Genomic DNA, 25333 nt, shown 5'->3' on the forward strand with positions numbered 1-25333 from the left:
TCCGCCGGCCGCGGGGGCTCTCCGCGTCGTCAGGCGCTCAGGACGGCCCTGATGTCGGCCGCGTTGGCCTCCGTGACCTTCCACAGTTCCTGCTGGCGGCCGTGGACGTCGGCGACCGTCCTGGCGTGGTTGTCCAGGATGCCGATCGCCCGCTCGGTGAGGATCGCGCCCAGGTTCTTGTCGTGCACCGAGACGCCCCACTCGGGGCGCTCGATGTCGGCGAGGAAGTACGCCATCTTCGGGTGCGAGATCAGGCTGATGATCGGCGTGCCGACCCCGAACGGGATCATGCCGGCGTGGCCGCGCATGCCGATGACCAGGCGGGTCTTGGCGTACAGGTCCCGGATCTCGTCGTTGTCGAAGTCGTACATCGGGATCACCGGCAGCGAGATGCCGTGCTCGCGGCGCAGGTCGAAGGCGATCTTCTCGTCGTCGAGCGAGTGCGCCACGCACTTGACCTCGGTGTGCGCCCCGATGCCCCGCACGGCCTTGGCGATCTCGCCGAGGAAGTGCGCGTAGTCGTGGCCGAACCGCAGGCCCGCGCGGTCGTAGGCCGCGTTGAGCAGGACGGTGTCCTCGCGGTACGACGGGTCGGTCCAGCCGGGGACCAGCTGGCGGCTGACCGTGGTGGGGCAGGGCTGGAAGCGGACCTTGTCGTGCAGCTCCGCCGGGAGCATGGCCCGTACCTTGGCGATCGAGCCGTGGTTGCGCAGGCCGAAGAAGGAGGACTTCTCCACCAGCAGCCTGAGGCTCTCCCGGAACCGGCCGGCCCGGTAGGACTGGCCGTCGAACGCGTTGAACCCGACCGCGTAGACCATGATCGGCACGTCGATGGCGCGCAGGTGCTCGTCGGGGACGTTCCACTGCCAGGCGCTGTTGCCGTTGGGCATGGTGTCCGGGATGAACAGGCCGCCGCCGCCGATGACCAGGCCGCGCCGGGCGTTGACCCGGTCCAGCGCCTCCTTGTCGAAGTAGCGGTGGGCGTGGACGGAGTGCCAGCGGCGGGTGGAGGTGTCCGCGCCGAAGCCGAGCCGGACCGTCTCCGGGAGCAGCTTGTCGCCCGCGTTGCCCTGCCGGTCCATGTAGAACGCGACGTGCGCGAGCTGGTCCTCGGGGGCGCCCAGCTCCTGCGCGGGCACGCTGGACGCGCGCTGCGCCCACAGGCGGCTGGAGCGGTGGGTGATGTCGACGGAGAGGCCGGCCGTGGCGTACTTCAGGGCCGCCGCGTTGTCGCCGTGCACCCAGGACATCTGGGCGAGCCGGGCGTAGGCGGTGGCGGCCCGGTTGGGCGCGGCGGTGGCCAGCAGCAGCTCGGCCCTGGCCTCGTCGTAGCGGGAGACGCTCATCAGGGCGTGGCCGAGCACCTCGTGCGGCCATGCCTCGTCGAGCGGGATGCGCACGCCGGAGAGGATGTCGACGGCGTCCTGGTAGTCGCCGGCCGCGATGTGCGCGGCGGCCACCTTGCGGGCGTACTCGACGTTGCCGGTGCGCTTGACGTGCGGGGTGCCGAAGTGCACCAGCAGGTCGTGGTGGAGGCCGCCGGAGGAGTTGAGGTAGGCGGCGTGGAACTCGGCGTCGGACATCTCGAACTCGCGCCAGCGGTCCTCCGCCTGGGAGTACCCGGACTCGCCGCCCTGCCAGGGCTTGTGCCGCCCGGTGAAGTGCAGGATCGCGATGTCCTCGGGGACCGGCAGGTCGCCGGAGAGGCGCCGCTTGACGAAGTTGTAGCGGGCGTCGAGGCGGACGAAGTCGCCGTCCAGGACGGCGTTGAGGATGCCCTGGTCGTGCTTGTCCAGCTCGTAGTCGCCGCTGCGTCCGGTGGCGTCGAGCTTGGCGCAGAACTCGTCGGAGAGGTACTCGCGCTGGATGACGAGGAGGCCCGAGTTGAGCTTGTGCTGCCCGTAGAAGAACTGCGGGACGGCCGCCAGGCCCTCGCGGAGCTTGAGCAGTTCACCGAGGTCGCCGAGGACGACCATGTCGGTGTCCAGGGTGATGACGGTGTCGTACTCGCGGATGCGGAACACGTCCAGGATGAAGTACGCCTTGCGGACCAGGTAGTTGTCCTGGTCGCCCTTCTTGTACGAGTCGTAGTGCTCGGCGTTCACGCGGCGCAGCACGATCCGCGGGTGCAAGGCGCGGATCTTGGCGATGGAGCCGGGGCGCAGGTCGTCGTAGAGGACGACGAAGTCCTCGCACACGCTCGGGTTGGACAGGGCGAGGCTGCGCAGCAGGACGAGGAAACCGGGGAGGTAGTTCTCGTCGACGTAGGACGCGAAGGCGATGCGGCGCTTGCCGGTGAGGTCGTGGGCCGCGGTCACCGGGGCCTGGGGTGCGGCGGCCGGCGTCAGGGAGGTCGTCGTCATCGCAGGGATATCCTCATGTCGGTCACGCTCTGGGCCCGCTGCATGACCCATTCCTTCTCGCTGGTGTATTCGTGCACGGACGTGATGGCCAGCTTCATCGCCTCCGGCACGCGGTAGGCGCCGGACTCGTAGAAGTCGAAGCCGATCAGGTCGAGCTTCGGGCTGACGTCCAGGAAGTCCAGCAGGAACAGCATGTTGAAGCCGGTGGTCGGGATGCCCGACCAGACGTCGGCGCCGAGCCGGCCGATGTTGCGCACGGGCCAGCGCAGCGACTCGTCGCCGAGGTACGTCTGGGCGCCGGGGACGAGGCGGTTGCGCAGGGACCACTTCCAGTCGCCGGAGACGCCGCCGAAGACCAGCCGGGTGGTGACCTTCTGGTCCCAGTTGAAGCCGTGCTTGTGGATGGTGGCGTGGATGTCGGTACGGCTGCCGGTGTGCTTCGGGTCGATCTTGTACGAGTTGAAGCGCACCACCAGGTCGTAGTCGTCGATCTGGGAGCCCATCGAACTCGCGCCGACGCGGCCGGAGTTGGCGATCAGGCAGATCGACTTGCCGGCGACCAGGTTGCGGAACTCGCCGAGGGTGATCCACTGGACGCCGCCGACGGCCGGGTCGGCGACGGGGCCGCGCATCCGGTGGCGGCGCTGTTCGGCGTAGAGCGCGAGGACCTCGGTGAGGGCCGGCAGGTCCCGGTCGACGGCGGTGCGCAGGTCCAGGTACTGGCTGAGCAGGTCCTGCCGGTCGGCGACCGGGGCCTCCTCCTCGGCCTGGACCAGGAGCGCCGCCACCAGCCGCGGCTCGGCGGCGGCCCAGTCGCCGGCGGCGTGCAGGGCCAGTCCCTCGGCCCATACGTCGGTGGCGGAGCCGCGGGCGTGGTCCCGGGCGGCCGGGCACTGCCGGGCCAGCAGGCCGAGCAGTTCGCGCTCCTTCTCTCCCGCGGCGCGCAGGCCGGCGATGCGGGGGCGGACGCCGAAGCCGTCGGCGTCGGTGAGGGAGACGTACTTCTCGTACGCCTCGATGGCGTCGGCCTCGTCGCCGAGGGCCTCGAGCAGGCGGGCGCGCAGGCGCCAGCCGGCGCGGGAGTTCTTCCGCTGGGCCAGGACCGTGTCGCTGATGACGAGGGCGAGGTTCAGCTCGTCGTCGTAGCCGCACTGCAGGGCCTTGTTGGCGACGGCCAGCAGGGCGTCGAGCAGGTCGCCCGAGATGGTGCCGGCGGCGGGGGCCGCCGAGCCCTTGACGGCGCGCTTGAGCAGGGCGGTGGCACCGGACGGAGCCGCGGCGGGGCTGTCGATGCGGTGCGTCCCCCACACGACGAGCAGCTTGCGCAGCTCCTCGGCGAGTTCCACGCGGCGCCGGTCGAGGCTGCCCACGAGCTTGCCGCTGTGCACCGCGCAGGCGCGCAGGCAGGCGTCCAGCTCACCCCCGCGCGCACGTTTGTTCTGGACCCTCGTCATGCCACTCCCGGTCTTCTTTTGCCAAGCGTTTCTCGCACCCGCAGCCACGCGTGCCGCGAAGGAGAGGCGACTGACTGCGACGTGGGGGGATGCTGGGCGAATTTAGAAAGCCAAAACGACGCACAGGTGAACGGGCTCGGTCCACGGGGCGAATCGTTGCGCCTTCGAACTGTCATACCGTGTTTCGGACTGACGTGCTGACTAACGTGACCGGTGACGCACAGCCGACCCACGGCTGACCGATGGCCGACAGACATCCGGCGAGGAGCATTCCGTGACCAGCGCGACCGTCCGACCGGTGGCCGAAGGGGCCGAGGCGACCGGACCGGCCCCCGTGCCGGAGACCGCCGCGGCACCGCGCCGGGAGCACCGGCTGCGCGCCCTGGACGGACTGCGGCTGGTGGCCGCGCTGATGGTGGCCGCGTACCACTACGGCGGCCGCGGCGGTGACGTCACCACCGCCTGGGGCGGCTCCGCCGCGCACCAGTTCCCGACCCTGCACACGCTGTTCGCCTACGGCTGCCTCGGCGTCGAGGTGTTCTTCGTGATCAGCGGGTTCGTGATCTGCATGAGCGGCTGGGGGCGGACCCTGACGGCGTACTTCGCCTCCCGGGTGTCCCGGCTGATGCCCGCCTACTGGGTGGCGGTGATCCTGGTGACGGCGGTCTTCGCGCTGCCCCAGGTCGTCTACCAGGCCGTCTCCCCCAGCGACGCGCTGGTCAACCTGACGCTGATGCAGCAGCCGCTGGGCGCCGACCGGGTGCTGGGCGTGTGCTGGACGCTGTGGGTGGAGATCCGCTTCTACGCGCTGTTCGCGCTGTGCGTCGTCCTGCCCGGCGCGAACCGCCGGCGGGTGCTGATGTTCTGCGGCGGCTGGCTGCTGGCGTCGGTGCTGGCGCGGGCCTCCGAGGAGCCGCTGCTCGACCTCGTGCTGCTGCCGGAGTACGCCCCGTTCTTCATCGGCGGGATCGGCCTGTACCTGATCCACCGCGACCGCCGGGACGCGCACGCCTGGTTCCTCACCGTCGTCTGCTTCCTGATCGGGCAGAACTACATGGTGGACAACCTGTGGACCGCCGGCAATCCGGACGCCTTCTCCTCCCGCACCACCTTCGGCATCATCGCGGTCGTCGCCTTCGGCTTCGTGGCGGTGGCGGCGATCGCGCTGGGCTGGCTGCGCTGGGCGAACTGGCGCTGGCTGACGGTGGCCGGGGCGCTGACGTACCCGTTCTACCTGGTCCACGAGCACCTGGGCTGGGTGGTGATCCACGCCCTGCACCGCACGCTGGGCGTGCCGTCGGCGGTGACGTTCGTGCTGACCGTCGTCTCCATGCTCGTCCTGGCCTGGCTGCTGAACCGGTTCGTCGAGAAGCCGCTGACGCCGCGGCTGCGCAAGGCGCTGTCGCGGACCCGCTGACCGGGCCCGGGACCGGGCCCGGGACCGGGCCCGGGGCGTTCAGCCCGCGCCGTAGCGGGCGGCGATGCCGTCGAGCAGCAGCGCCAACCCCTCCTCGAAGTGGCGGTCGTAGTCGGCGAAGATCTCCGGGCCGGCCGCCGCGCTGAGCGGGTAGTCGGCCATCCTGCGGGTGCGTTCGGCCACGTCGTAGCCCTCGCGGCGCTCGCCGGGCAGGGGTTCGACGCCCTGCTCCTCGGTGACGAAGCCGAGGGTGAAGACGTACGTCGTGGTGGTCGCCCGGACGGCCTGCGGGAGGGTGAAGCCGGCGGCGGTGAGCAGCCGCAGGGTCTCCTCCATCTGTTCGGCGTGCACCAGGCCGGTGAAGCGGGAGCCGCTGAAGACCTTCGCGCCGTCGCGGTAGCCGCGCAGCGCCGCGCGCAGCCCCCGGTTGGCCTTGAGCAGGCGCTCGCGCCAGGTGTCGGCCGGGTCCAGGGGGGTCCCGGCGACCATCCGGCGGTACATCTCCGTCGCCATCTCGTCGAGCAGCGCCTGCTTGTCCTTGAAGTGCCAGTACAGCGCGGGCGCCTTCACGTCCAGCTCGCGGGCGATGGTGCGCACGGTCAGGCCGTCCAGGCCGACCTCGTTGAGCAGGCGCAGCGCCGTGTCCGCGACCCGGCGGCGGTCGAGGGGCGTGCGCTGTCGTCCGGTCGTTCCACTTTCCACGCCTGACAGCTTGACACCTTAACGACGTTAAGGCCATGCTCGTCGTCGACGCCACTTAACGACGTTAAGGAGAGATGCGTGAAAACCGATGTTATGGACGTGCTGATCGTGGGCGCCGGTCCCACCGGACTCGCCCTCGGTATCGACCTGGCCCGGCGCGGCGTCGACGCGCTGGTGGTGGAGAAGGCGGACGGGCTGTTCCCCGGCTCCCGCGGCAAGGGCCTGCAGCCCCGCACCCGGGAGGTCTTCGACGACCTCGGCGTCATCGACGCGATCCAGGCGGCGGGCGGCGAGTACCCGGTCGGGATGATCTGGCGGGACGGCGAGCGGCTCGGTGAGTACCACATGGCCGACCCGATGGAGGCGGACGAGTCCGCGCCGTACGCCTCGTCGTGGATGGTGCCGCAGTGGCGCACCCAGGAGATCCTGTACGCGCGGCTGACGGAGCTGGGCGGCCGGGTCGAGTTCGGCCGGGAGGTCACCGGCATCGCCCAGGACGCGGACGGGGTCCGCGTCCGGTGCGCCGACGGGACCGAGCTGGGCGCCCGGTACGCGGTCGCCGCCGACGGCGGCCGCTCGGCCGTGCGCCGCGCGCTCGGCGTGGCGATGACCGGCCGGACCGTCGACCCCAAGCCGATGCTGGTGGCGGACGTCCGGATCACCGGCCTGGACCGGGACAACTGGCACTTCTTCGCGGCGGGCCAGGGGCCGGTCACCAAGGACAGTGTCGTGCTGGCCGCCTGCCCGCTCGCCGGGACCGAGGACTTCCAGGTCTACGCCGACTTCCCGGCGGGCACCGAGGTGGACCTCTCCCCCGACGGCGTCCGCAAGGCCGTCGCCGACCGCTCCCACCTCGCCGCCGAGGACGTCACCGAGGTCCGCTGGGCCTCGGACTTCCGGCCCCGTGAGGCCCTCGCCGACCGCTTCCGGGACGGCCGGGTCTTCCTCGCCGGGGACGCCGCCCACGTCCACTCGCCGGCCGGCGGACAGGGTCTGAACACCAGCGTCCAGGACGCCTACAACCTGGGCTGGAAGCTGGGCGCGGTGCTGCGCGAGGGCGCGGACGCGTCCCTCCTGGACACCTACGAGGAGGAGCGCCGCCCGGTCGCCGCCGACATGCTCGGCCTGACCAGCGGGGTGCACCGGGGCGAGGTGCGGCGCGGGGAGGCGACCTCGCAACTGGGGCTGAACTACCGGGAGTCGTCGCTCGCCCAGGAGACCCGTACGTCCCCCGACGGCCCGGTCCTCGCCGGTGACCGCGCGCCCGACGGGACGGTGGCGGGCGTACGGCTCTTCGACGCCTTCCGGGGGCCGCACTGGACGCTCCTCGCGCTGGACGCCGAGCTGCCCGGGGCGCTGCCGGGGGCGGTACGGGTGGTGCGCGGGCCCGCCCACCGGACGTACGGGACCGGCCTGTTCCTGGTCCGGCCGGACGGTTACGTCGGCTGGAGCGGGGCTTCGGGGGCGGCCGTGCCGGCCGAGTACCTGGGGCGCGTGGGGCTGGGCTGACGCCGCCCCCCCCCGGCACGAGCAGCTCGGCCCCGGTGGGCGCCCGCCGCCGTCGCGGGGGGGTGCCGGGGGGCTGCTCGGGGCTGCCGGGGGGCTCGGGGGGGCGTTGCCGTAGCGGCTCAGGTGGTGCGGTGCCCGCGGCCGGTCAGCCGGCCCCGGCGCCGCGCCGTCCGCAGGTAGAGCACCGTCGGCACCGCGCAGACCAGGATGGCGAAGATGCTCGCCTCCGGTCCGAAGACGCCCCCGGTGAGCGCCTCGGGGCCGGAGAGGGTGCCGTGCAGCAGACCGGCCGGGGCGCCGTCGTCGCCGGAGACGGTCACGCCGACGATCCCGCTGAGGGTGAAGTTCCAGCCGAGGTGCAGGCCGATCGGCACCCACAGGGAGCGGGTGGCGGCGTAGGCGGCGCCGAGCATCAGGCCGGCCTCGACGGCGATCGCCAGCGCGCCCCACACGGTGGCCTCGGGGTTGACCAGGTGGAGTCCGCCGAACAGCAGGGCGGAGACCGCCAGCGCGCCCGTGGTGCCGGCCAGTTCCTCGACGAGCCGGAAGACCACCCCGCGGAAGAGCAGTTCCTCGGTGACGGCGACCCCCGCCATCAGCCCGAACACGGTGATCGCGCCGCCGACGGACACCCCGCCCTCGGTGTCGTACCCGCCGCCGCACAGGAGGATCAGGACGAAGGTCGCGGCGAACAGGCCGACGCCGGTCAGGGTCGTGGTCCACAGCTCCGGGCGGGCCCGCGCGGGGTCGAGTTCGGTGACCGGGCGCTGTTCCAGGGCCCGGACGACGGCCGCGTAGACGCACAGCGCGCCCACGGCGACGAGCGCGCCGCCGATGAGCGAGAGCACCGGGTTGTCGCCGGCCACGGCGCGCACCCCGGCGGCGAGCGCCGTCACGACGAGGAACGCCGCCACCAGCACCACCAGCCGGACACCGGCATGTCGCACCCGGCCGGAGGAGGCGACCGGCGTCTGCGCGAACAGGGGCTTGAGCAGCGAGAACGGCGCTGCTGCCTTCGTGAGGTCCATGTCCGGAACGCTATGAGCGCGGGGCGGTGCGGGACGTCCCCCCGGGGTGGACAGCGCGTGTAGCTCCCTCGGGTGACACCGGCGCCTCTGCCCCCGAACCCCGTTCAGTCGTCGGCGGACACCAGCCCCACCCGGTGCGCGAGCACCACCGCCTGGACCCGGTCCCGCAGATCGAGCTTGGTCAGGATGCGGGAGACGTACGTCTTCACCGTCTCGCGGCTGAGCACCATCCGGTCGGCGATCTCCGTGTTCGACAGCCCCTCGGCGATCAGCCGCAGTACCTCGGTCTCGCGCGGAGCGAGCGCCGCCACCTCCTCCGGCAGGGCCGCCTGACGGCGTCCGCCGGCCGGGCGGATGCGGTCGGCGAAGCGGCCCACGAGGTGCCGGGTGACGGCGGGCGCCAGCAGCGACTCGCCGGCGGCGACGGTCCGGATGCCGTCGATCAGTTCGCGCGGCGGCGCGTTCTTCAGCAGGAACCCGCTGGCGCCGGCCCGCAGTGCCTCGTACACGTACTCGTCGAGGTTGAAGGTGGTCACGACCAGGACCTTCACGGGGTCGGTGACCTCGGGCCCGGCCAGCAGCCGGGTCGCCTCGATGCCGTCGAGGACGGGCAGCCGGATGTCCATCACCACCACGTCCGGCCGCAGCCGCCGCGCTTCCTCGACGCCCGACCGGCCGTCGGCGGCCTCGCCCACGACCTCCAGGTCCGGCTGGGCGGAGAAGATCATCGCGTAGCCGGCCCGCACCAGCTCCTGGTCCTCGCAGATCATTACCCGCAGGGTCATGCCGCCTCCGTCAGTGGTATCCGGGCGTGGACGCCGAACCCGCCGTCCGGCCGCGGTCCGGCCTCCAGTTCGCCGCCGCACACGCTCACCCGCTCGCGCAGCCCGATCAGTCCGTGCCCGCCGCCCCGGCCGAGCGGCCGGGGTCCCGCGGAGCCCACCGGAACCGCGGCCTCCGTCGCCTCGGTGACCACCTCGACCTCCAGCCGCTCGGCCCCGTACGCCACCCGCACCCGCGTGGGCCGCCCCGGGGCGTGCTTGAGCGCGTTGGTCAGCGCCTCCTGCACCACCCGGTAGGCGGCCAGTTCCACCGCCGACGCCATCGGCCGCCGTTCGCCGCTCTCGGCCAGTTCCACGGGCTGGCCCGCCGCCCGGGTCTGCGCCACCAGGTCCGCCAGGCTGCCCGGCGCGGGTGCGGCGGGCGCCCCGTGGTCCGGTGGCCCGTCGGCCGCCTTGAGGACGCCCAGCAGGTACTGGAGGTCGGTCAGCGCGTGCCGGCCCGCGTCGCTGATCGCGCCGAGCCCGGTGGCGACCTTGTCCGGGGCGGCGTCGAGCATGTACTGCGCGGCGTCGGCCTGCACCACCATCGCGGTGACGTGGTGGGTGACGACGTCGTGCAACTCCCGGGCGATCCCGGCCCGTTCGCGGACGACGGCGGCCTCGGCCGCGAGCCGTCGCCGGTCCGCCTCGGCGGCCCGGCGGGCCCGTACGGTGCGGCCCGCGCCCCAGAACGCGGCCAGCACCAGGTACATCAGCGTGTACACGGCGCCGTCGTGCGGGGCGCCCCGGGCGTGCAGCCCGAGCGCGAACGCCACGTACAGCGCGGTGCCCGCCCCCGGCAGCACCCGGTCCGCCGTACGGCCGCCGTGGGCGCCAGCGGCGTACAGGGCGGCGTACAGCCCGACGCTCGCGAACACCGGCGGGTAGGCAATCAGTTCGCGCACCCCGAACGCGAGCGCCACCAGCACCAGGCAGGCCCCGGGCCACCGCCGCCGCACCGCCAGCGGCAGCCACAGCGCCGCGGTGAGCAGCACGCCGGGCAGGTCGTACGGCCGCTGCGGCAGGTCCCCGAACTGGGCGCCGATCGACGCCGTCACCGGCGCGAACACCACGGGCGCGAGCAGTACGGTGCCCACCGCGTCCCGGGTCACGACGCCGAGCGCGTTCCAGCGGGCCGCGGCGTCCCGCCCGCTTCTGACCCATGCCGCCACAGTCGCTTCCGCCACGGACGGGAGCCTAGTACCGAGTTGACGTGCCGTGCCGGTCAGGCACTGGCCAGCGACAGCTTCACCGCGAACCCCAGGAACAGCGCACCGGCCGCCGACGTGGCCGTCGCCGACAGGCGCCTGCGGCGGCGGAAGGCGGCGGCGAGCCGGGTCCCGCTGAATATCAGGGCGCTCAGGTACAGGAAGCTGAACAACTGGGCGAAGGCGCCGAGGACGACGAACGAGAGGGCGGGGTAGGCGTACCCCGGGTCGACGAACTGCACGAAGAAGGCGATGAAGAACAGGATCGCCTTCGGGTTGACCAGGCTGGCGACCAGGGCCCGGCGGAACGGCCGCTCGTCACCGGCGGGCGCGTCCGGCGCCTGCGCCGCGGTCCGCTCGCGCCGCGTCCGCCACATCGCCCAGGCCGCCCGCAGCATCCCGACGGCGAGCCAGGTCAGATACCCGGCACCGGCGTACTTCACTATCGCGAACAGTACGGCGTTGCCCTGGAGCAGGGAGGCGACCCCGGCGGCGGAGAGGGTCATCAGCACGGCGTCCCCGCACCAGACCCCGGCGGCGGCCCGGTACCCGGCGCGCACACCGCGGCGGGCGGCGACGGAGAGCACGTAGAGGGAGTTGGGCCCGGGCAGCAGGATGATGAGGACGAGGCCCGCGAGGTAGGTGGGCAGATCGATGACGCCGAACATGGGAGGAGTGTCGCACGGGGGTACGACAACGCGCGGCGCCGTTTCAGCCGTCGAAAACGGTGACGCCCGCGCGGGGCCGGCCGGCGGCCTCGCCCAGGACCGTCTCCCGCTCCGGTACGGCCATGGTGTCCTCCTCCCGTCCAGGTATCGGAGCCGCTCCGGGCGGGGAGACATCCGGGGTGACGTCGATGCGTGGGGCGCGTACGGGGACGGGGTTGGCCGCGCTGCTGGCGCTGGCCGTCGGGGGTGTCGGCGGCTGCACGGTGCAGCCGGTCGACGGTGACGGGAAGGGCCGCTCGCCGGTGCACATCGAGCTGCCGGGCAGCGGCGGCCCGGCGGCCACGGCACCCGCCGCTCCCGTGACCCCCACGGCTCCCAGGGCCCCCGCAGCTCCCACGGCCCCCACGGCCCCCACGCGGCGGAGCAGCGACCCGCCGCCCCCGGTCGTGCCCGCCCCCGTGCTCTGGGGACCCGGCGCCACCGGCCGGGACGTCCGCGAGGTCCAGGCCCGGCTGCGCCAGATCGGCTGGCTGTACGACGGGCCGACCGGCGCCTACGACGAGTTGACGGAGAAGACGGTCCGCGGCTTCCAGCGCAAGCGCGGACTGCCGGTGACGGGCCGGACGGACACGGTCACCTGGGAACGGCTGCGCGGCATGACCCGCGAGCCGGGCCACTGGGACCTGTACCTGATGGGCGGCCAGCCCGCCGCCGCACCCGACCCGCGCTGCCTGACCGGCCGGGTGCTGTGCGTCAGCAAGGAGAGCCGGACGCTGCGCTGGATGATCGACGGCCGGACCGTGTCGACGATGGCGGTCCGCTTCGGCTCCCGGGGCACCCCGACCCGGGAGGGCGTGTTCTCGGTCTACTGGAAGTCCCGCAACCACTGGTCGACGCTGTACGACTCGTCCATGCCGTACGCGATGTTCTTCAGCGGCGGCCAGGCCGTGCACTACTCCTCCGACTTCGCGGCCCGCGGCTACGCCGGTGCCTCGCACGGGTGCGTCAACGTCCGGGACGAGGCGGCGATCAAGCAGCTGTACGCGGAGGTCCGCGACGGCGACAAGGTCGTCGTGTACCGCTGAGGCGAAGTGAGGGGGGCGCGGACGGGACCGGGGGAACGAGTCCCGTCCGCGCGGGTGCACGAGCCGCGGGTACGGGGGGAACCCCGGCTCTGTGCGGAAGCCGATGACCAGTCGGCTCACTTCCTACTGCGTCGGGGCGTCCGAAAGTGTCACACCGGCGCCGTGACGGCGTCCGTGACCTGGGCGGACTCCCGGCCCGAGCCCGTCGCCGGGTGCGCGACGGGGTCCGGACGGGACGCGGACCGCCGGGCGTCCGCGCGGTGGCCGAAGCGGCCGTCGCCCGCCCGGTCGCCCCGGTTCTTCCTCCGGTCGGCCCCGTCCGTGTCGCAGTCCTCGCCGGGGCCGGGGCGAGTTCCGGTGTCGTTGCCGGTGTCGTTGCCGGTGTCGGTGTCGTCGCCGATCAGGACGTTGGCGTTCCGCGTCGGCCGGGGGTCCCCGCCGTGCGCGCGGTCGTCCCTGTCCTCGTCGTCGCCGTCGTCGCCCTTCCCGGTCTTCTCCCCGACGCCGTCCTCGACGCCGTTCCCGACGCCGTCCCCGATGTCCGCCTTCTCCCCGGGCTTCTCCCCGGAGCCCGCGAGGAGCTTCGCGCAGTAGGCCCGGACCCGGGCGGACCCCCCGGCCGCCTCCGTCAGGGCCCGTCGGCGGGTGCGGTCGAGCTGCTGGCCCGTGCGCAGGTCGCGGCAGGACCCGGCGAGGCCCTCGCGCACCGCGGTGCCGTCGTCCGCCGGGTCGTCGGCGCCGGACGACCCGAGGTCCGTGTCCGTACCCGCGTCCCCGCCCGTACCCGTGCCGGGGTCCTGCCCCGTGGCGGCGCCGTCCTCCCGCGCCGAGGGATCCTCCCCGGTCGGGGCGGTGGCGGAGCCGTCGGTGTCCTCGCGCCGCGGGACGTCGGGCGGGGAGGGCGACATCAGCGGGCGGTCGGGGGTGACCGCGGCGGAGGCGGAGGAGGCGGGCTCGGGGTCGCCGCCGAACGGGACCAGCGCTCCGGTTCCGGCCGCCACCGCGACCCCGCCGACCGCGCCGACGGCCAGCATCGCGGCCAGGCCCAGCCGCAGCGGGCGGGGCCGGCGCGCGCGCCGGGCGTCGCTGTCCCGGCCGCCGATGCGCACCAGCGGGACGCCGGACGTGTCCCGGCCGCCGGTCGGGGCCGGCGCTCCCGCCGCACCCGCCCGTTCGGCGTGCGCGGCGCGGAAGGCGGCCAGCGCGGCGGCCTCGCCGGGGAGTTCCTCGCCGGCCGGCGGGGCAGAGGCGGCCAGCGTGGCGAGGGAGGCGGCGAGCCGTTCGGCACGTGCCCGGGCCGGCGGGTCGCCGGTCGGCGGGTCTCCGCGCAGCACCCGCTCCGCTGTTTCGCGGTCCAGCCACCCGCCCTGCTTGTCGGCCATCACATGTCCTTCTGCGTCCGCGCGCCGCTTTGCGTCACAGTCGCGGACGTCACCGCACGGCCGCGCGGTTCTCGCTGCGTCGGCAGCGCGCGGAGCCCGGCGTCCGATTCCGGATCGTCGCCGAGCAGTTCGGCCAGCCGCTTCAGGCCGCGGTGCGCGGCGGTACGGACGGCCCCCGGGCGTTTGCCCAGCGTCTTCGCGGCCGTCTTGGCGTCCAGGCCCACCACGACCCGCAGGACGACGGCCTCGGCCTGGTCCTGGGGCAGCGCGGCGATCAGGGAGAGGGTGGTGCCGGTGGTGAGCGCCTCGATGGCCTCGCCGGCGGTGTCCGACGGGGCGGCCCGGCCGGTCAGCTCCGTCTCGTCGCCGCCGATCAGGGGGCGGCGCCCGCGCATCCGGACGTGGTCCAGGGCGCGGTTGCGGGCGATCGTGGCGGCCCAGCCGCGGAACCGGTCCGCGTCGCCGGCGAACCGGTGCAGGTCGCGGGCTATCTGCAGCCACGCCTCGGAGGCCACGTCCTCGGCGTCGGATTCGCCGACGAGTGTGCGGACGTAGCCGAGCAGCCGTGGGTGCACCGCGCGGTACACGGTCCGGAACGCGGTCTCGTCCCCGTCCTGTGCCGCGTGTACGGCGGCGGTCAGCTCCGCGTCGTCCCCCAGCACCGCGCGCGCCTCTCTTTGCGCCTGACTCTCCGTGGGTGGTTGCGGTGGTCCACCGCAGCTCGGGACGGGGGCACCGCCCTCCGCACTCCGGCGCGAAAGGCACGTTACGTCGTGGAACCGGTCCCCGTCCATGCCCGGAGGACAGGCCGTACAAGACGCAACTAAGCCGTGACACGCGGGGTGTGACACAAATCGCGGGCCCGGCGCAGTAGGAAGTACGGGCCGCCGCGCGGCCCGTGCCGCGCGACGGCCGGGGCCTCTCCTGTGGGGGGTGGCGGCTCCGGCCGTCTGCGCGGTGCCGGCCGTCTCCTCGGAGACCTGCCGGAGGGAAGCCGCGGATCAGGCGGCCAGTTCCTTGCGGATGCGGTCCAGCATGAAGGACGACGACTCCCGGGCCCGTTCCTCCCAGGCGAAGACGCAGGCCGTCGCGACGCCGTCGAAGCGCAGGTCGCGCAGGGTGGTGAAGAAGGCGTCCCAGTCGACCTCGCCCTGGCCGATGTCCAGGTGCTGGTGGATGCGGGCCGGTGTGCCGGGCGGGTTGAGGATGTAGCGGAGCGCGGAGGAGCCCTTGTGGTCGAAGGTGTCGGCGATGTGCACGTGCTGGAGCTTGTCGCCGGCGTACCGCATCATCGCCGCGACGTCCGTCCTCGGGTCGGCGCCGGAGAGGTGGAAGGAGTGGGGGGCGCAGTACAGGTAGTTCACCCAGGGCTTGTTCACGGCGCGGACGAGGTCGACGGCGGGGGCGTTCTCCTCACAGAAGTCGTCCGGGTGCGCCTCCAGGTTGAGGGCGATGCCCTCGCGTTCGAAGACGGGGAGCAGCTCCTCCATCGAGCGCCAGAACGCGGCCTCGCTCTCGGCGGCGCGGTCCGGGCGGCCGTTGAACTCGCTGTTCATCAGCGGGCAGCCGAGGTCGGCCGTGATCTGGATCATCCGCTTCCAGTAGCGGACGGCGGCCTGCCGTTCGGTCTCGTCGGGCGAGGACCACTTGTACAGCGGCAGTACGGAGGAGAGCCGTACGCCGTGGGTGCGCAGCGCGGTCCTCAGCTCCGTCACGCGGTCGTCGTCGGCGCGCGGGTGCAGGAAGAACGGCATGAAGTCGTCGCGCGGCGACAGCTCGATGTACTCGTAGCCGAGTTCGGCGACCGTGCGGACCATGTCGTGCAGGGGCAGGGCCCGGAACATGTACGGGTCGATGGCGATCTTCACGCGGTGCCTCCGTAGAAGACGGGCCGGGGCTTGAGGGCGGTGGCGACGACCTGGCCCGTGTTCAGGGCTTCCACGGTCGCGGCGGTGATGGCGGTGGCTGCGTAGCCGTCCCACGCGGAGGGGCCGGTGGGCTCCTCGCCCGCGGCGACGCCCGCGATCCACTCGCGGAACTCGGTGTCGAAGGCGTCCTCGAAGCGGCCCGTCCAGTCGGTGAGGACCTGGGTGCTGTGCGACCCGGCGGTGCGCACCCCGGCCGCGGCCGGGTCGGGCAGCCGTACCAGGCCCTCCTCCCCCACGGCCTCGCACTGGATGTCGTAGCCGTACTGGCAGTTGACGAAGACCTCCAGGTCGACGCGGACGCCCTTGGCGGTCTCGAAGAGCATGATCTGCGGGTCCTTGAGGTGCGGGAACCGCTTGCTGGTGGAGCGCGGGGTGACGACCTGCGCGGAGACGATCTCGTCGTCCAGCAGCCAGCGCAGTACGTCGATCTCGTGGACGGCGGTGTCCAGCGCTGCCATGTCGGAGGTGTAGGTCTCCGGGACGGTCGGGTTGCGGTGGGCGCAGTGCACGACGAGCGGGGCGCCGATCCGGCCGGCGTCGATGACCTGCTTGAGCTGCCGGTAGCCACGGTCGTAGCGGCGCATGAAGCCGACCTGGACCAGGCGGCGGCCGTGCGCGGTCTCGGCCTCGGTGATCCGCAGACAGTCCTCGGCCGTGGTCGCCAGCGGCTTCTCGCAGAAGACCGGCTTGCCTGCGGCGACGGTGTTCAGCACGTGCTCGGCGTGGGTGGGTCCCCAGGAGGTGACCAGTACGGCGTCGACGTCGTCGGACGCGATGAGCGCGGCCCCGTCCGGGTGGACCCGGGCGCCGGTCCGGGCCGCGGCCTCGGCGGCCCGGGCGGCGTCGATGTCGGTGACCGCGGTGACCCTGGCGCCGGTGACGACGTCGGTGAGGCGGCGTATGTGTTCCTGGCCGATCCAGCCGGCCCCGATGACCCCTACGCGCACAGTCATGGGGTGTCCTGCCTTTCTACGGTTCCCGGGCAGGCGGCGGCCCGGGGGCGGGAGGTGGGGAACGCGCGGCGGCGCGTGGGTTCAGGAGAAGCGGGCCCGCAGTTCCTTCTCCAGGGTTTCGAGGCTGCGGCCCCGGGTCTCGGGCACGTACTTGTGCACGAAGGCGATGGCGGCGACGCCGAGCGCCACGAAGAGGAAGAACGTGGCGGAGATGCCGATGCCGGCCACCAGCGAGGGGAAGACCAGCCCGATGAGGAAGTTGGTCAGCCACAGCACGACGGCGGCCACGCCCATGCCGAAGGCCCGCATCCGCATCGGGAAGATCTCGGAGAGGGTCAGCCAGGTCACCGGGGAGATGGCGCCCTGCTGGAAGGCGAGGAAGGTGACCGTCATGGCGAGCACGGCCAGCGCCCGGCCGGTGCCCTCGGGCAGCACCAGCGAGAAGACGCCGATCAGGAGCAGCGCGCCGGTGGTGCCGATCTGGCCGGTCAGCAGCATGGGGCGGCGGTCGACCCGCCCCAGCAGCCAGATGCCGGCGAAGGTGGCGGCCACGGAGATGACGCCGTTGGCGATGTTCGCCGTCAGGGCGCTGTCCGCGGCGAAGCCCGCGTCGGTGAGGATCCGGGTGCCGTAGTACATGATCGTGTTGACGCCGGTGACCTGCTGGACGACCGCGATGCCGAAGCCGACCAGCATCAGCTTGCGCACCCACGGGGTGGCCCGCATGTCCTGCCAGCCGCCGAGCCTCTCCTGCTCGTCCTTGGCGGACAGGGCGGTGACCTCGCTCAGCTCGGCCTCGGCGCGCTGGTGGGAGCGGACCTGCCGGAGCACGTCGAGGGCGTCGTCCAGGCGCCCCTTGGAGGCCAGCCAGCGCGGGCTCTCCGGCATCACCAGCATGCCGAACCAGAGCACCACGGCCGGGAGGGTGGCGACCACCAGCATCCAGCGCCACACCCCGCCGGACTCGCCGCCCACCCGGGCGATGACCGCGTTGCAGGTGAAGGCGAGCAACTGCCCGCTGACGATCATGAGTTCGTTGCGGGTGACCAGGGCGCCGCGCCGTTCGGCGGGCGACACCTCGGCGAGGTAGATCGGCACGGTGACGGAGGCGCCGCCGACCGCGAGGCCGAGCACGAACCGGGCCACGACCATGACCTCGGTGGTCGGCGCGAGGGTGCAGCCGAGCGCGCCGATGAAGAACAGCACGGCGAGCAGCAGGATGCCGCGCCGCCGGCCCCGGGTGTCGGAGATCCGGCCGCCGGTGACCGCCCCGAGGGCGGCGCCGAGCAGCAGGGAGCTGGTCACCATGCCCTCGGTGACCGGGGTGAGACCGAGGTCCTCGGTCATGTAGGGCAGGGCGCCGTTGATGACGCCGGTGTCGTAGCCGAAGAGCAGGCCGCCGAAGGTGGCGACGAGCGTGATGAGGCGGAGTCTGCGCCGCACGGCGGGCGGCGCGTCGTCGACCGGTGCGGTGGGGGCCGGCTCGGTGGGGGCCGTGGCCGCGTCGTCCCTGACGTCCATGGCCGCCTCCTACCGGGTGTGGTGCGGGCGTCGGGTTCCGGTGAGGCCGCAGCCGGCCAGGTGCTCACGGGTGCGTACGGCGATGGGCAGCGGCACCTCGGGAGCGCACGGGTACAGGTCCTGCTCGACGATGACGAACAGCTCGGCGTCGAGGCGGGCCAGCTCGGCGACGACGGCCGCCGGTTCGGGTACGCCGGCGGGCGGCGACACGCACACCCCGCGCTTGACGGCCTCGCCGAAGGACAGGTTCTCGGCGGCGACCTCGGCGAGGACGGCCGGGTCCATCTGCTTGATGTGGACGTAGCCGACGCGCTCGCCGAAGCGGCGGATCAGGTCGAGGTTGTCGCCGCCGCCGTAAGCGACGTGACCGGTGTCCAGGCAGAGGTTGGTGTAGCGGCCGTCCGACTCGTTGAGCAGCCGCTCGATCTCCGGCTGGGTCTGGATGTGGCTGTCGGCGTGCGGGTGCAGGACGAGGCGTACGTCGTACTCCTCCAGCAGCAGCTTCCCCAGCCGGTCGGCGGCCCGGCCGAAGCCCGCCCACTGCTCGGGGGTCAGCTCGGGCGACTCGGTGAAGGCACCGGTCTTCTCGTCCCGGTACATGGGCGGGATCAGCACGAGGTGGTGGGCGCCGGCCGCGGCGGTGAGCTCGGCGACCTGGCGGACGTGGGCGAGCATCTCGTCCCATGCCTCGGGGCGGTGCAGGGCTCCGAAGGCGGTGCCGCCGGAGACCTTCAGGCCCCGCGCGGCCAGTTCGCGGGCGAGGACGGCCGGGTCGGTGGGGAGGTAGCCGTAGGGGCCCAGTTCGAGCCACTCGTAGCCGGCCTGCGCCAGCTCGTCGAGGAAGCGGGTGTAGGGGACCTGCTGTTCGTCGTCGGGGAACCAGATGCCCCAGGAGTCGGGTGCGGAACCGAGGCACAGGTTGCCCGCGACGGTCCGGAGCGGGGATGGCGCCGTTGCCATGGTGAGTCCTTAGGGGTGCTCAGGAGGTGGGGAAGGTGAAGCCGGCGGCGACGTGCTGCTCGGTGTGCGGCCAGCGGGTGGTGACGACCTTGGGGCGGGTGTAGAAGCGGATGCCCTCGGGGCCGTGGATCGGGGAGTCGCCGATCAGGGAGTCCTTCCAGCCGCCGAAGGAGTAGTACGACATCGGCACCGGAACCGGGACGTTCACGCCGATCATGCCGACCTTGACGCCGCGCTGGAAGCGGCGGGCCGCCTCGCCGGAGGCGGTGAAGACGGCGGTGCCGTTGCCGTACGGGTTGGCGTTGATCAGGTCGATGGCGTCGTCGAGGGTGTCGACGCGGACGACGGCGAGGACCGGGCCGAACAGTTCCTGCCGGTAGGCGTCCATGGCGGTGGTGACGTGGTCGAGGAGGGAGGGGCCGGTGAAGAAGCCGTCCGCGCACTCGGGGTGGTCCTCGACCTTCAGGCCGCGGCCGTCGACGACGACGGTGGCGCCCTGCGCCGGGGCCTCGGCGACCGCCCGCTCGACGCGGTCCCGGGCGGCGGCGGTGACCAGCGGGCCCATCTCGGTGCCGGGCGCGTCGCCGGGGCCGACCTTCACCTCGCGGGCCTTGCGTTCCAGGATGGCGACCAGGGCGTCGGCGGCCGGTCCGACGGCGACGGCGACGGACAGGGCCATGCAGCGCTCGCCCGCCGAACCGTAGGCGCCGGCGGTGATGTGATCGGCGGCGAACTCCAGGTCGGCGTCGGGCAGCACGACCGCGTGGTTCTTGGCGCCGCCGAGGGCCTGGACGCGCTTGCCGGCGGCGGTGGCGCGTTCGTGGACGTACTGGGCGATCGGCGTGGACCCGACGAAGGAGACGGCCTCGACGCCGGGGTGGTCGAGGAGCGCGTCGACGGCCGTCTTGTCGCCGTGCACGACGTTGAACACGCCGTCGGGCAGGCCGGCCCTCCGGTACAGCTCGGCGACGAAGTTGGCGGCCGACGGGTCGCGCTCGCTGGGCTTGAGGACGAAGGTGTTGCCGGTGGCGATGGCGATCGGGTGCATCCACAGCGGCACCATCGCGGGGAAGTTGAACGGGGTGATGCCCGCGACGACGCCCAGCGGCTGGCGGAAGCTGTGCACGTCGACGCCGCGGGAGACCTGGTCGGAGAAGTCGCCCTTGAGGACGTCGCCGAGGCCGCAGGCGAACTCCACGACCTCCCGGCCCCGGGCGATCTCGCCGCGGGCGTCGCCGACGGTCTTGCCGTGCTCGGCGGAGATGATCCGGGCCAGTTCCTCCTCGTGCTCGACGAGGAGCTGCCGGAAGGCGAACAGAACCTGGGTGCGCTGGGACAGCGACGACTCGGACCAGGTGGTGAAGGCGGTACGGGCCGCGGTGACGGCGGCGTCCACGTCGGCGGCGCCGGCCAGCACCACACGGGCCTGCTCACGGCCGGTGGCCGGGTTGTACACGGGGGCGGTGGTCCGCCCGGTGCCCTCGGCGGGGGCGCCGGCGATCCAGTGCGGGATGGTGGTCACGTGAGGGTTCCTTGTCGCGGAGGGGTACAGAGGGCTACAGGTAGGGGCGCTGGTCGCGCTTGTGGGCGGCGTACGTCGCGTACGCCTCGCGGGTGGAGTCGAGCGCGGAGGTCTGGCTGACGGGCACGTCCCACCAGCCGTGCGCGGGCGGGTTGGGGCCGTACAGGTCGGTCTCGACGTGCACGACGGTGGTGCGGTCGGCGGCCTTGGCCTTCTCCATCGCCGCCCGGAACTCCCCGACGGTGGCGGCGCGCAGCACGTCGGCGCCGAGGGAGGCCGCGTTGGCGGCGAGGTCGACCGGCAGCACGTCCCCGTCGAGCTGGCCCGAATCGCCGTCCCGGTAGCGGTACTTGGTGCCGAACCGCTGGGAGCCGAGGGACTCGGAGAGCGCGCCGATGGAGGCGAAGCCGTGGTTCTGGACGAGGACGACGATGACCTTGAGTCCCTCGGAGACCATGGTGACGATCTCCTGCGCCATCATCAGGTACGAGCCGTCGCCCACCAGGACCACGACCTCCCGCGAGGGGTCGGCCATCTTGGCACCGACACCGGCGGCGACCTCGTAGCCCATGCAGGAGTACGCGTACTCCACGTGGTACGCCTTCGGATCGCGGGCCCGCCACAGCTGCTGGAGGTCGCCGGGCATCGACCCGGCGGCGTTGATCACCACGGCACGGTCGTCGAGGACGTCGTTGAGCGCGCCGAGGATCTGGGTCTGCGCCGGCAGGTCACCCGTGGCCCGGTCCGGGGCGAAGCACTCCTCCTCGATCTCGCGGGTACGGGCGATCAGCCCGGCCACTCGCTGCCGGTGCTCGTCCGGCACCCGCCAGCCGTCCAGGGCGCGGGCGAGGGCCTCGATGCCGAGCCGGGCGTCGGCGACCACCGGTTCGGCCGCGTGCTTGACGGCGTCCAGACGGGCCACGTTCAGGTTGACGAAGGTGACGTCCGGGTCGCCGAAGACGGTGTGGCTGGCGGTGGTGAAGTCCGAGTACCGGGTGCCGATGCCGAGGACGACGTCGGCCTCCTTCGCCAGTTCGTTGGCGGCGTACGCGCCGGTCGAGCCGATGCCGCCGACCGCGCACGGGTGGTCCCAGGGCACCGCGCCCTTGCCCGCGTGGGTGTCGGCGACCGGGATGCCGGTGGCCTCGGCGAAGGCCCGCAGCCGTGCCTCGGCGCCGGAGTACACCACGCCCCCGCCCGCCACGATCAGCGGCCTGCGGGCGCCCCGCAGCAGCTCCGCCGCCCGCTCCACCGCCGCCGTCTCCGGCACCGGCCGGCCCACGTGCCACACCCGGCGCCGGAAGAACTCGACCGGCCAGTCGTACGCCTCGGCCTGCACGTCCTGCGGCAGCGCGAGGGTCACGGCACCGGTCTCCACCGGGTCGGTCAGCACCCGCATCGCGGCCGGCGCGGCCGGGATCAGCTGCTCGGGCCGGGTGATCCGGTCGAAGTACTTCGACACGGTCCGGAAGGCGTCGTTGACGGTGACGTCCCCGCCCCGGGTGTCCTCCAGCTGCTGGAGCACCGGGTCGGCGGCACGGGTGGCGAACATGTCGGACGGCAGCAGCAGCACCGGCAGCCGGTTGGTGGTCGCCAGCGCCGCGCCCGTGATCATGTTGGTCGAGCCGGGGCCGGTCGACGCCGTGCAGGCGAAGGCGGCGAGCCGGTCGCGCATCTTGGCGTAGGCGACGGCCGCGTGCACCATGCCCTGCTCGTTGCGGGCCAGGTAGTAGGGGAGGTCGGCCTCCCCGGTGGCGGCGGCCTGGAGCAGCGCCTGCCCGACCCCGGCCACGTTGCCGTGCCCGAAGATGCCCCAGGCGCCGGGGATCAGGCGCTGCTCGCGTCCGTCGCGCTCGCTGTACTGGTTCGCCAGGAAGCGCACCAGTGCCTGGGCGGTGGTCAGTCGTACGGTCGGCCGGCTCACGCGGGTGCCTCCCAGGTGGAGCGCACCCAGGAGTGCGCCGGGTCGTCGCGGATCAGCCAGGCCCGTTCGGTGCCGGGGCCGGCCATGACGTTGAGGTAGTAGAGGTCGTGGCCGGGGGCCGCGATCGAGGGACCGTGCCAGCCGTGCGGGATCAGCACGGTGTCACCGGAGCGGACCTCGGCGAGCACGTCGAGGGGCCGGTCGGGGGTGCCGTAGACCCGCTGGTAGGCGAAGCCCTGGGGGCCGCCGGCGATCTGGAACCAGTAGATCTCCTCCAGCTCGGACTCCTCGCCGGGCCGCTCCTCGTCGTGCTTGTGCGGCGGGTACGAGGACCAGTTGCCGCCCGGGGTGAGCACCTCGCAGACCAGCAGCCGGTCGGCGTCGAAGGTGCCCGGCAGGCAGTAGTTGACGACGCGGCGGGCGCAGTTCCCGGCGCCGCGCGCCTCGACGGGCACCGCTTCCCGGGGGCCGTAGCGGGCGGGCAGGACCCGGTCGGTGCGGGCCGAGGGCAGGGCGAAGGTGCCGCCGGCGGCACTGGTGAGGACGGCCTCCGTGCCGCGCGGCAGGTAGGCGAAGTCGGTGACGGCGTCGAACACGCCGGTGCGTCCGGCCAGTTCGAAGACCTCTCCGTCGACGGCGACCGTGCAGGAGCCGGTCAGCGGCAGCACCAGGAACTCGGCGTCGGCGGTGGCGAGGGTGTGCCCGGTGCCGGGGGCGAGGGTGAGGACCCGCAGTCCGGAGAAGCCCCAGCCCGCGGCGTCGGGGGTGACCACGAGGTCGTAGGGGCCGTCGGCGGTGCTCCCGGCGGGCAGGTGGTGGCCGGCGGTGTCGGGGTGGCGCACGCCGGACCGGGTGCCGGTGGTGTTCACAGCAGGCTCACCGCCCGGTCCACGGCGCCGGCGACATCGCCGTCCGAGGGGTAGAGCAGGGAGCGGCCGACGGTCAGCCCCTGTGCGGTGGGCTGTTTGAGGGCCTTGCCCCAGGAGGCGAACGCGGCCTCGGGGTCCTTGACCTCGCCGCCGAGCAGGACGGCCGGCAGGGTCGAGGAGGCGAGCACCCGCTCCATGTCCGGGACGACCGGCAGCTTCAGCCAGGTGTAGGCGCTGCGCCGCCCGAGGCCGGAGGCGATGGTGACCGACTTGATCACGGCCTCCGTGGAGAGGTCGTTGCGGACCCGGCCGTCCTGCCAGGAGGACAGGAACGGCTCGACCATGGCGATCAGCCGGCGGTCGTTGAGGGCGTCGACGGCGCGGGCGGTGTTCTCCAGGGCCGAGGGCGTCGCCGGGTCGTCCAGGGCGATACGGGTGAGCATCTTGCCGCCGTCGAAGCCCATCGCGGCGATGGTCTCGGCGTCGTACCCGGTGAAGCGGTCGTCGATCTCGAAGACCGAACCGGCCAGCCCCGCTCGGTTCATGGAGCCGAAGACGCTCTTGCCGTCCAGGACGCCGAGCAGCAGCAGGTCCTCCAGGATGTCGGCGGTCGCCAGCACCCCGGTGACCCCCGGGCGTTCCAGGGCGACGCACATCCGGTCCAGCAGTTCGAAGCGGTCGGCCATCGCGGAGGGGTCGGCGCCCACCGCGTTGGCGCCGCGCGCCGGATGGTCGGCGGCGATGATCATGACCTTGCCGTGCTCGCCGAACGGCGTGGCCGCCCGTACCCGCCGGGCCGCCGCGGCGGCGATCGCCCCCGGGTCCTTGACCCGGGTGTCCACGATCCGGCTCACCTTCTCAGACAGCACTGTTCACCTCACGCAGCTTCTCGTCGACCTCGGACTCGGTGGGCATGGCCTCGGAACAGGCGAGCCGGCCCGCGACCAGCGCGCCCGCGGCGTTGGCGAAGGAGACCGTGCGCCGCACGTCCCACCCGGCCAGCAGCCCGTGGCAGAGCGCGCCGCCGAACGCGTCCCCGGCGCCCAGCCCGTTGACCACGTCGACCGGCACGGGCGGGATCTCGGCGACGGCGCCGCCGCGCTCCATCGCGAGCACGCCGTCGGGTCCCTGTTTCACCACGGCCAGTTCCACCCCGGCGCCGATCAGCGCCTTCGCGGCGGCGTACGGGTCCCGCTCGCCCGTCGCCACCTCGCACTCCTCGCGGTTGCCGACGGCCACGGTGGTGTGGGCGAGGGCCTCGCGGTAGTGGGCGCGGGCCTCGGCGGGGTCGGTCCAGAACATCGGGCGCCAGTCCAGGTCGAAGACCGTCACGCCGGCCTTGGCGCGGTGGGCGAGCGCGGCCAGGGTGGCGGAGCGGGAGGGTTCCTCGCTCAGTCCGGTGCCGGTCATCCACAGGACGCGGGCGTCGCGGACGGCCGCCGGGTCGAGTTCGTCCGGCCGGATGTCCAGGTCGGGGGCCTTGGGCTGCCGGTAGAAGTACAGCGGGAAGTCGTCCGGCGGGAAGATCTCGCAGAACGTGACGGGGGTCGGCGCGATGTCCGAGGTGCCCACGAAGCGGGTGTCCACGCCGTAGCCGTCGAGCGCCGTGCGCACGAAGTCACCGAACGGGTCCCGGCCCGTCTTGGTGATCACTGCCGCGCGGCGTCCATGACGGGCGGCGGCCACGGCGACGTTGGTGGGACTGCCGCCCAGGTACTTGCCGAACGTGGTGACCTCCGGCAGTCCCACGCCGGTCTGGAGCGGATACACATCCACTCCGCAACGGCCCATGGTCAGCACATCGAACGGCATCGCTGGTGGTCCCTTCGGTCCGGGGATTCCGGTGTCGGCAGGTTCGGCAGGGGTGTTCGGCGGGGTTTTCGGCAGGGAGGCCAGGGGTGTCCGCCGGGACACGGCGGGTCGTACTGCCGCGCTCTACTAGCGCGCTCTAGTGCGAGTAAGATGTCCCCCGATCAAATGTCCTGTCAATAGGTTGTCGCCGCGAAGTTTCGTGAACGT

22 protein-coding genes are annotated in these 25333 nt (G+C 73.1%); 3 read left to right on the top strand and 19 right to left on the bottom strand.

Annotated features, from left to right (window positions below):
* Positions 1 to 29 precede the first annotated feature (29 nt).
* Positions 30 to 2363: a glycosyltransferase gene (locus J7I94_RS20215; RefSeq protein WP_215168554.1), complete on the bottom strand. Its 2334-nt coding sequence runs from the start codon at positions 2361 to 2363 to the stop codon at positions 30 to 32.
* A complete protein-coding gene (locus tag J7I94_RS20220) occupies positions 2360 to 3817 on the bottom strand; it encodes a glycosyltransferase family 29 protein (RefSeq protein WP_215168555.1) in 1458 nt (485 codons plus the stop codon). The genes J7I94_RS20215 and J7I94_RS20220 overlap by 4 nt, the downstream gene beginning before the upstream one ends.
* Before the next feature lie 274 nt (positions 3818 to 4091).
* Here J7I94_RS20220 and J7I94_RS20225 point away from each other — a divergent pair, with 274 nt between their 5' ends.
* Positions 4092 to 5234, top strand: a complete 1143-nt coding sequence (locus J7I94_RS20225; protein ID WP_374198405.1) for an acyltransferase family protein — start codon at positions 4092 to 4094, stop codon at positions 5232 to 5234.
* A gap of 39 nt (positions 5235 to 5273) precedes the next feature.
* Here the strand turns inward: J7I94_RS20225 and J7I94_RS20230 are convergent, their stop codons facing one another.
* The gene (locus tag J7I94_RS20230) at positions 5274 to 5936 is read right to left on the bottom strand and encodes a TetR/AcrR family transcriptional regulator (RefSeq protein ID WP_215168556.1); all 663 of its coding nucleotides are present in this window, start codon (positions 5934 to 5936) and stop codon (positions 5274 to 5276) included.
* Positions 5937 to 6029: 93 nt separating this feature from the next.
* Between J7I94_RS20230 and J7I94_RS20235 the strand changes: the two genes are divergently transcribed.
* On the top strand, positions 6030 to 7445 hold the full coding sequence (locus J7I94_RS20235) for an FAD-dependent monooxygenase (protein WP_215168601.1): 1416 nt from the start codon (positions 6030 to 6032) through the stop codon (positions 7443 to 7445).
* 119 nt (positions 7446 to 7564) lie between these two features.
* On the opposite strand, the gene J7I94_RS20240 is transcribed toward J7I94_RS20235, so the two are convergent.
* The 5 genes from J7I94_RS20240 to J7I94_RS39355 form a co-directional block, all read right to left on the bottom strand.
* The gene (locus tag J7I94_RS20240) at positions 7565 to 8473 is read right to left on the bottom strand and encodes a CPBP family intramembrane glutamic endopeptidase (RefSeq protein WP_215168557.1); all 909 of its coding nucleotides are present in this window, start codon (positions 8471 to 8473) and stop codon (positions 7565 to 7567) included.
* Positions 8474 to 8577: 104 nt separating this feature from the next.
* Positions 8578 to 9258: a response regulator transcription factor gene (locus J7I94_RS20245; protein ID WP_215168558.1), complete on the bottom strand. Its 681-nt coding sequence runs from the start codon at positions 9256 to 9258 to the stop codon at positions 8578 to 8580.
* Positions 9255 to 10481: a histidine kinase gene (locus J7I94_RS20250; RefSeq protein WP_308114637.1), complete on the bottom strand. Its 1227-nt coding sequence runs from the start codon at positions 10479 to 10481 to the stop codon at positions 9255 to 9257. Before J7I94_RS20250 ends, J7I94_RS20245 begins: the two co-directional genes overlap by 4 nt.
* A gap of 38 nt (positions 10482 to 10519) precedes the next feature.
* Positions 10520 to 11170: a leucine efflux protein LeuE gene (gene leuE, locus J7I94_RS20255; RefSeq protein WP_215168559.1), complete on the bottom strand. Its 651-nt coding sequence runs from the start codon at positions 11168 to 11170 to the stop codon at positions 10520 to 10522.
* A 43-nt stretch (positions 11171 to 11213) separates the two neighbouring features.
* Positions 11214 to 11540 (bottom strand): hypothetical protein, encoded by a 327-nt coding sequence (locus J7I94_RS39355; protein WP_308114644.1) that lies wholly within the window; start codon positions 11538 to 11540, stop codon positions 11214 to 11216.
* Between J7I94_RS39355 and J7I94_RS20260 the strand changes: the two genes are divergently transcribed.
* The gene (locus J7I94_RS20260) at positions 11434 to 12255 is read left to right on the top strand and encodes a L,D-transpeptidase family protein (protein WP_308114643.1); all 822 of its coding nucleotides are present in this window, start codon (positions 11434 to 11436) and stop codon (positions 12253 to 12255) included. The two genes, J7I94_RS39355 and J7I94_RS20260, sit on opposite strands and share 107 nt — an antisense overlap.
* A 149-nt stretch (positions 12256 to 12404) precedes the next feature.
* Here the strand turns inward: J7I94_RS20260 and J7I94_RS20265 are convergent, their stop codons facing one another.
* From J7I94_RS20265 to iolC, 11 genes are all read right to left on the bottom strand, one after another.
* Positions 12405 to 13637: a hypothetical protein gene (locus J7I94_RS20265; protein ID WP_215168561.1), complete on the bottom strand. Its 1233-nt coding sequence runs from the start codon at positions 13635 to 13637 to the stop codon at positions 12405 to 12407.
* Entirely contained in the window at positions 13637 to 14299 is a 663-nt protein-coding gene (locus J7I94_RS20270; RefSeq protein WP_215168562.1) for an RNA polymerase sigma factor, read from the bottom strand. The genes J7I94_RS20265 and J7I94_RS20270 overlap by 1 nt, the downstream gene beginning before the upstream one ends.
* A gap of 339 nt (positions 14300 to 14638) precedes the next feature.
* Positions 14639 to 15505: a sugar phosphate isomerase/epimerase gene (locus J7I94_RS20275; protein WP_215168563.1), complete on the bottom strand. Its 867-nt coding sequence runs from the start codon at positions 15503 to 15505 to the stop codon at positions 14639 to 14641.
* Complete coding sequence (locus J7I94_RS20280) at positions 15502 to 16518, bottom strand: Gfo/Idh/MocA family protein (protein ID WP_215168564.1); 1017 nt, start codon at positions 16516 to 16518, stop codon at positions 15502 to 15504. Before J7I94_RS20280 ends, J7I94_RS20275 begins: the two co-directional genes overlap by 4 nt.
* A gap of 81 nt (positions 16519 to 16599) precedes the next feature.
* Entirely contained in the window at positions 16600 to 18039 is a 1440-nt protein-coding gene (locus J7I94_RS20285; RefSeq protein ID WP_215168565.1) for a sugar porter family MFS transporter, read from the bottom strand.
* 9 nt (positions 18040 to 18048) lie between these two features.
* A complete protein-coding gene (locus J7I94_RS20290) occupies positions 18049 to 18999 on the bottom strand; it encodes a TIM barrel protein (protein WP_215168566.1) in 951 nt (316 codons plus the stop codon).
* 19 nt (positions 19000 to 19018) lie between these two features.
* On the bottom strand, positions 19019 to 20521 hold the full coding sequence (locus tag J7I94_RS20295) for a CoA-acylating methylmalonate-semialdehyde dehydrogenase (protein WP_215168567.1): 1503 nt from the start codon (positions 20519 to 20521) through the stop codon (positions 19019 to 19021).
* A 34-nt stretch (positions 20522 to 20555) separates the two neighbouring features.
* Positions 20556 to 22445, bottom strand: coding sequence for a 3D-(3,5/4)-trihydroxycyclohexane-1,2-dione acylhydrolase (decyclizing) (iolD, locus tag J7I94_RS20300; protein ID WP_215168569.1), 1890 nt, complete (start codon positions 22443 to 22445; stop codon positions 20556 to 20558).
* The gene (gene iolB, locus J7I94_RS20305) at positions 22442 to 23314 is read right to left on the bottom strand and encodes a 5-deoxy-glucuronate isomerase (protein WP_308114638.1); all 873 of its coding nucleotides are present in this window, start codon (positions 23312 to 23314) and stop codon (positions 22442 to 22444) included. The genes iolD and iolB overlap by 4 nt, the downstream gene beginning before the upstream one ends.
* Complete coding sequence (locus tag J7I94_RS20310) at positions 23311 to 24183, bottom strand: aldolase (protein ID WP_215168570.1); 873 nt, start codon at positions 24181 to 24183, stop codon at positions 23311 to 23313. Before J7I94_RS20310 ends, iolB begins: the two co-directional genes overlap by 4 nt.
* Positions 24173 to 25126, bottom strand: coding sequence for a 5-dehydro-2-deoxygluconokinase (gene iolC, locus J7I94_RS20315; protein WP_215168571.1), 954 nt, complete (start codon positions 25124 to 25126; stop codon positions 24173 to 24175). Before iolC ends, J7I94_RS20310 begins: the two co-directional genes overlap by 11 nt.
* Positions 25127 to 25333 lie beyond the last annotated feature (207 nt).

This window comes from Streptomyces sp. ISL-12 (assembly GCF_018614415.1).
GTDB lineage: Bacteria > Actinomycetota > Actinomycetes > Streptomycetales > Streptomycetaceae > Streptomyces.

Coding starts and splice junctions, on each gene's coding strand:
- J7I94_RS20280 (WP_215168564.1), bottom strand. CDS start 16,518: ATGACTGTGCGCGTAGGGGTCATCGGGGCCGGCTGGATCGGCCAGGAA.
- leuE (WP_215168559.1), bottom strand. CDS start 11,170: ATGTTCGGCGTCATCGATCTGCCCACCTACCTCGCGGGCCTCGTCCTC.
- J7I94_RS20235 (WP_215168601.1), top strand. CDS start 6,030: ATGGACGTGCTGATCGTGGGCGCCGGTCCCACCGGACTCGCCCTCGGT.
- iolC (WP_215168571.1), bottom strand. CDS start 25,126: ATGCCGTTCGATGTGCTGACCATGGGCCGTTGCGGAGTGGATGTGTAT.
- J7I94_RS20215 (WP_215168554.1), bottom strand. CDS start 2,363: ATGACGACGACCTCCCTGACGCCGGCCGCCGCACCCCAGGCCCCGGTG.
- J7I94_RS20240 (WP_215168557.1), bottom strand. CDS start 8,473: ATGGACCTCACGAAGGCAGCAGCGCCGTTCTCGCTGCTCAAGCCCCTG.
- J7I94_RS20285 (WP_215168565.1), bottom strand. CDS start 18,039: ATGGACGTCAGGGACGACGCGGCCACGGCCCCCACCGAGCCGGCCCCC.
- J7I94_RS20290 (WP_215168566.1), bottom strand. CDS start 18,999: ATGGCAACGGCGCCATCCCCGCTCCGGACCGTCGCGGGCAACCTGTGC.
- J7I94_RS20220 (WP_215168555.1), bottom strand. CDS start 3,817: ATGACGAGGGTCCAGAACAAACGTGCGCGCGGGGGTGAGCTGGACGCC.
- J7I94_RS20245 (WP_215168558.1), bottom strand. CDS start 9,258: ATGACCCTGCGGGTAATGATCTGCGAGGACCAGGAGCTGGTGCGGGCC.
- J7I94_RS20265 (WP_215168561.1), bottom strand. CDS start 13,637: ATGGCCGACAAGCAGGGCGGGTGGCTGGACCGCGAAACAGCGGAGCGG.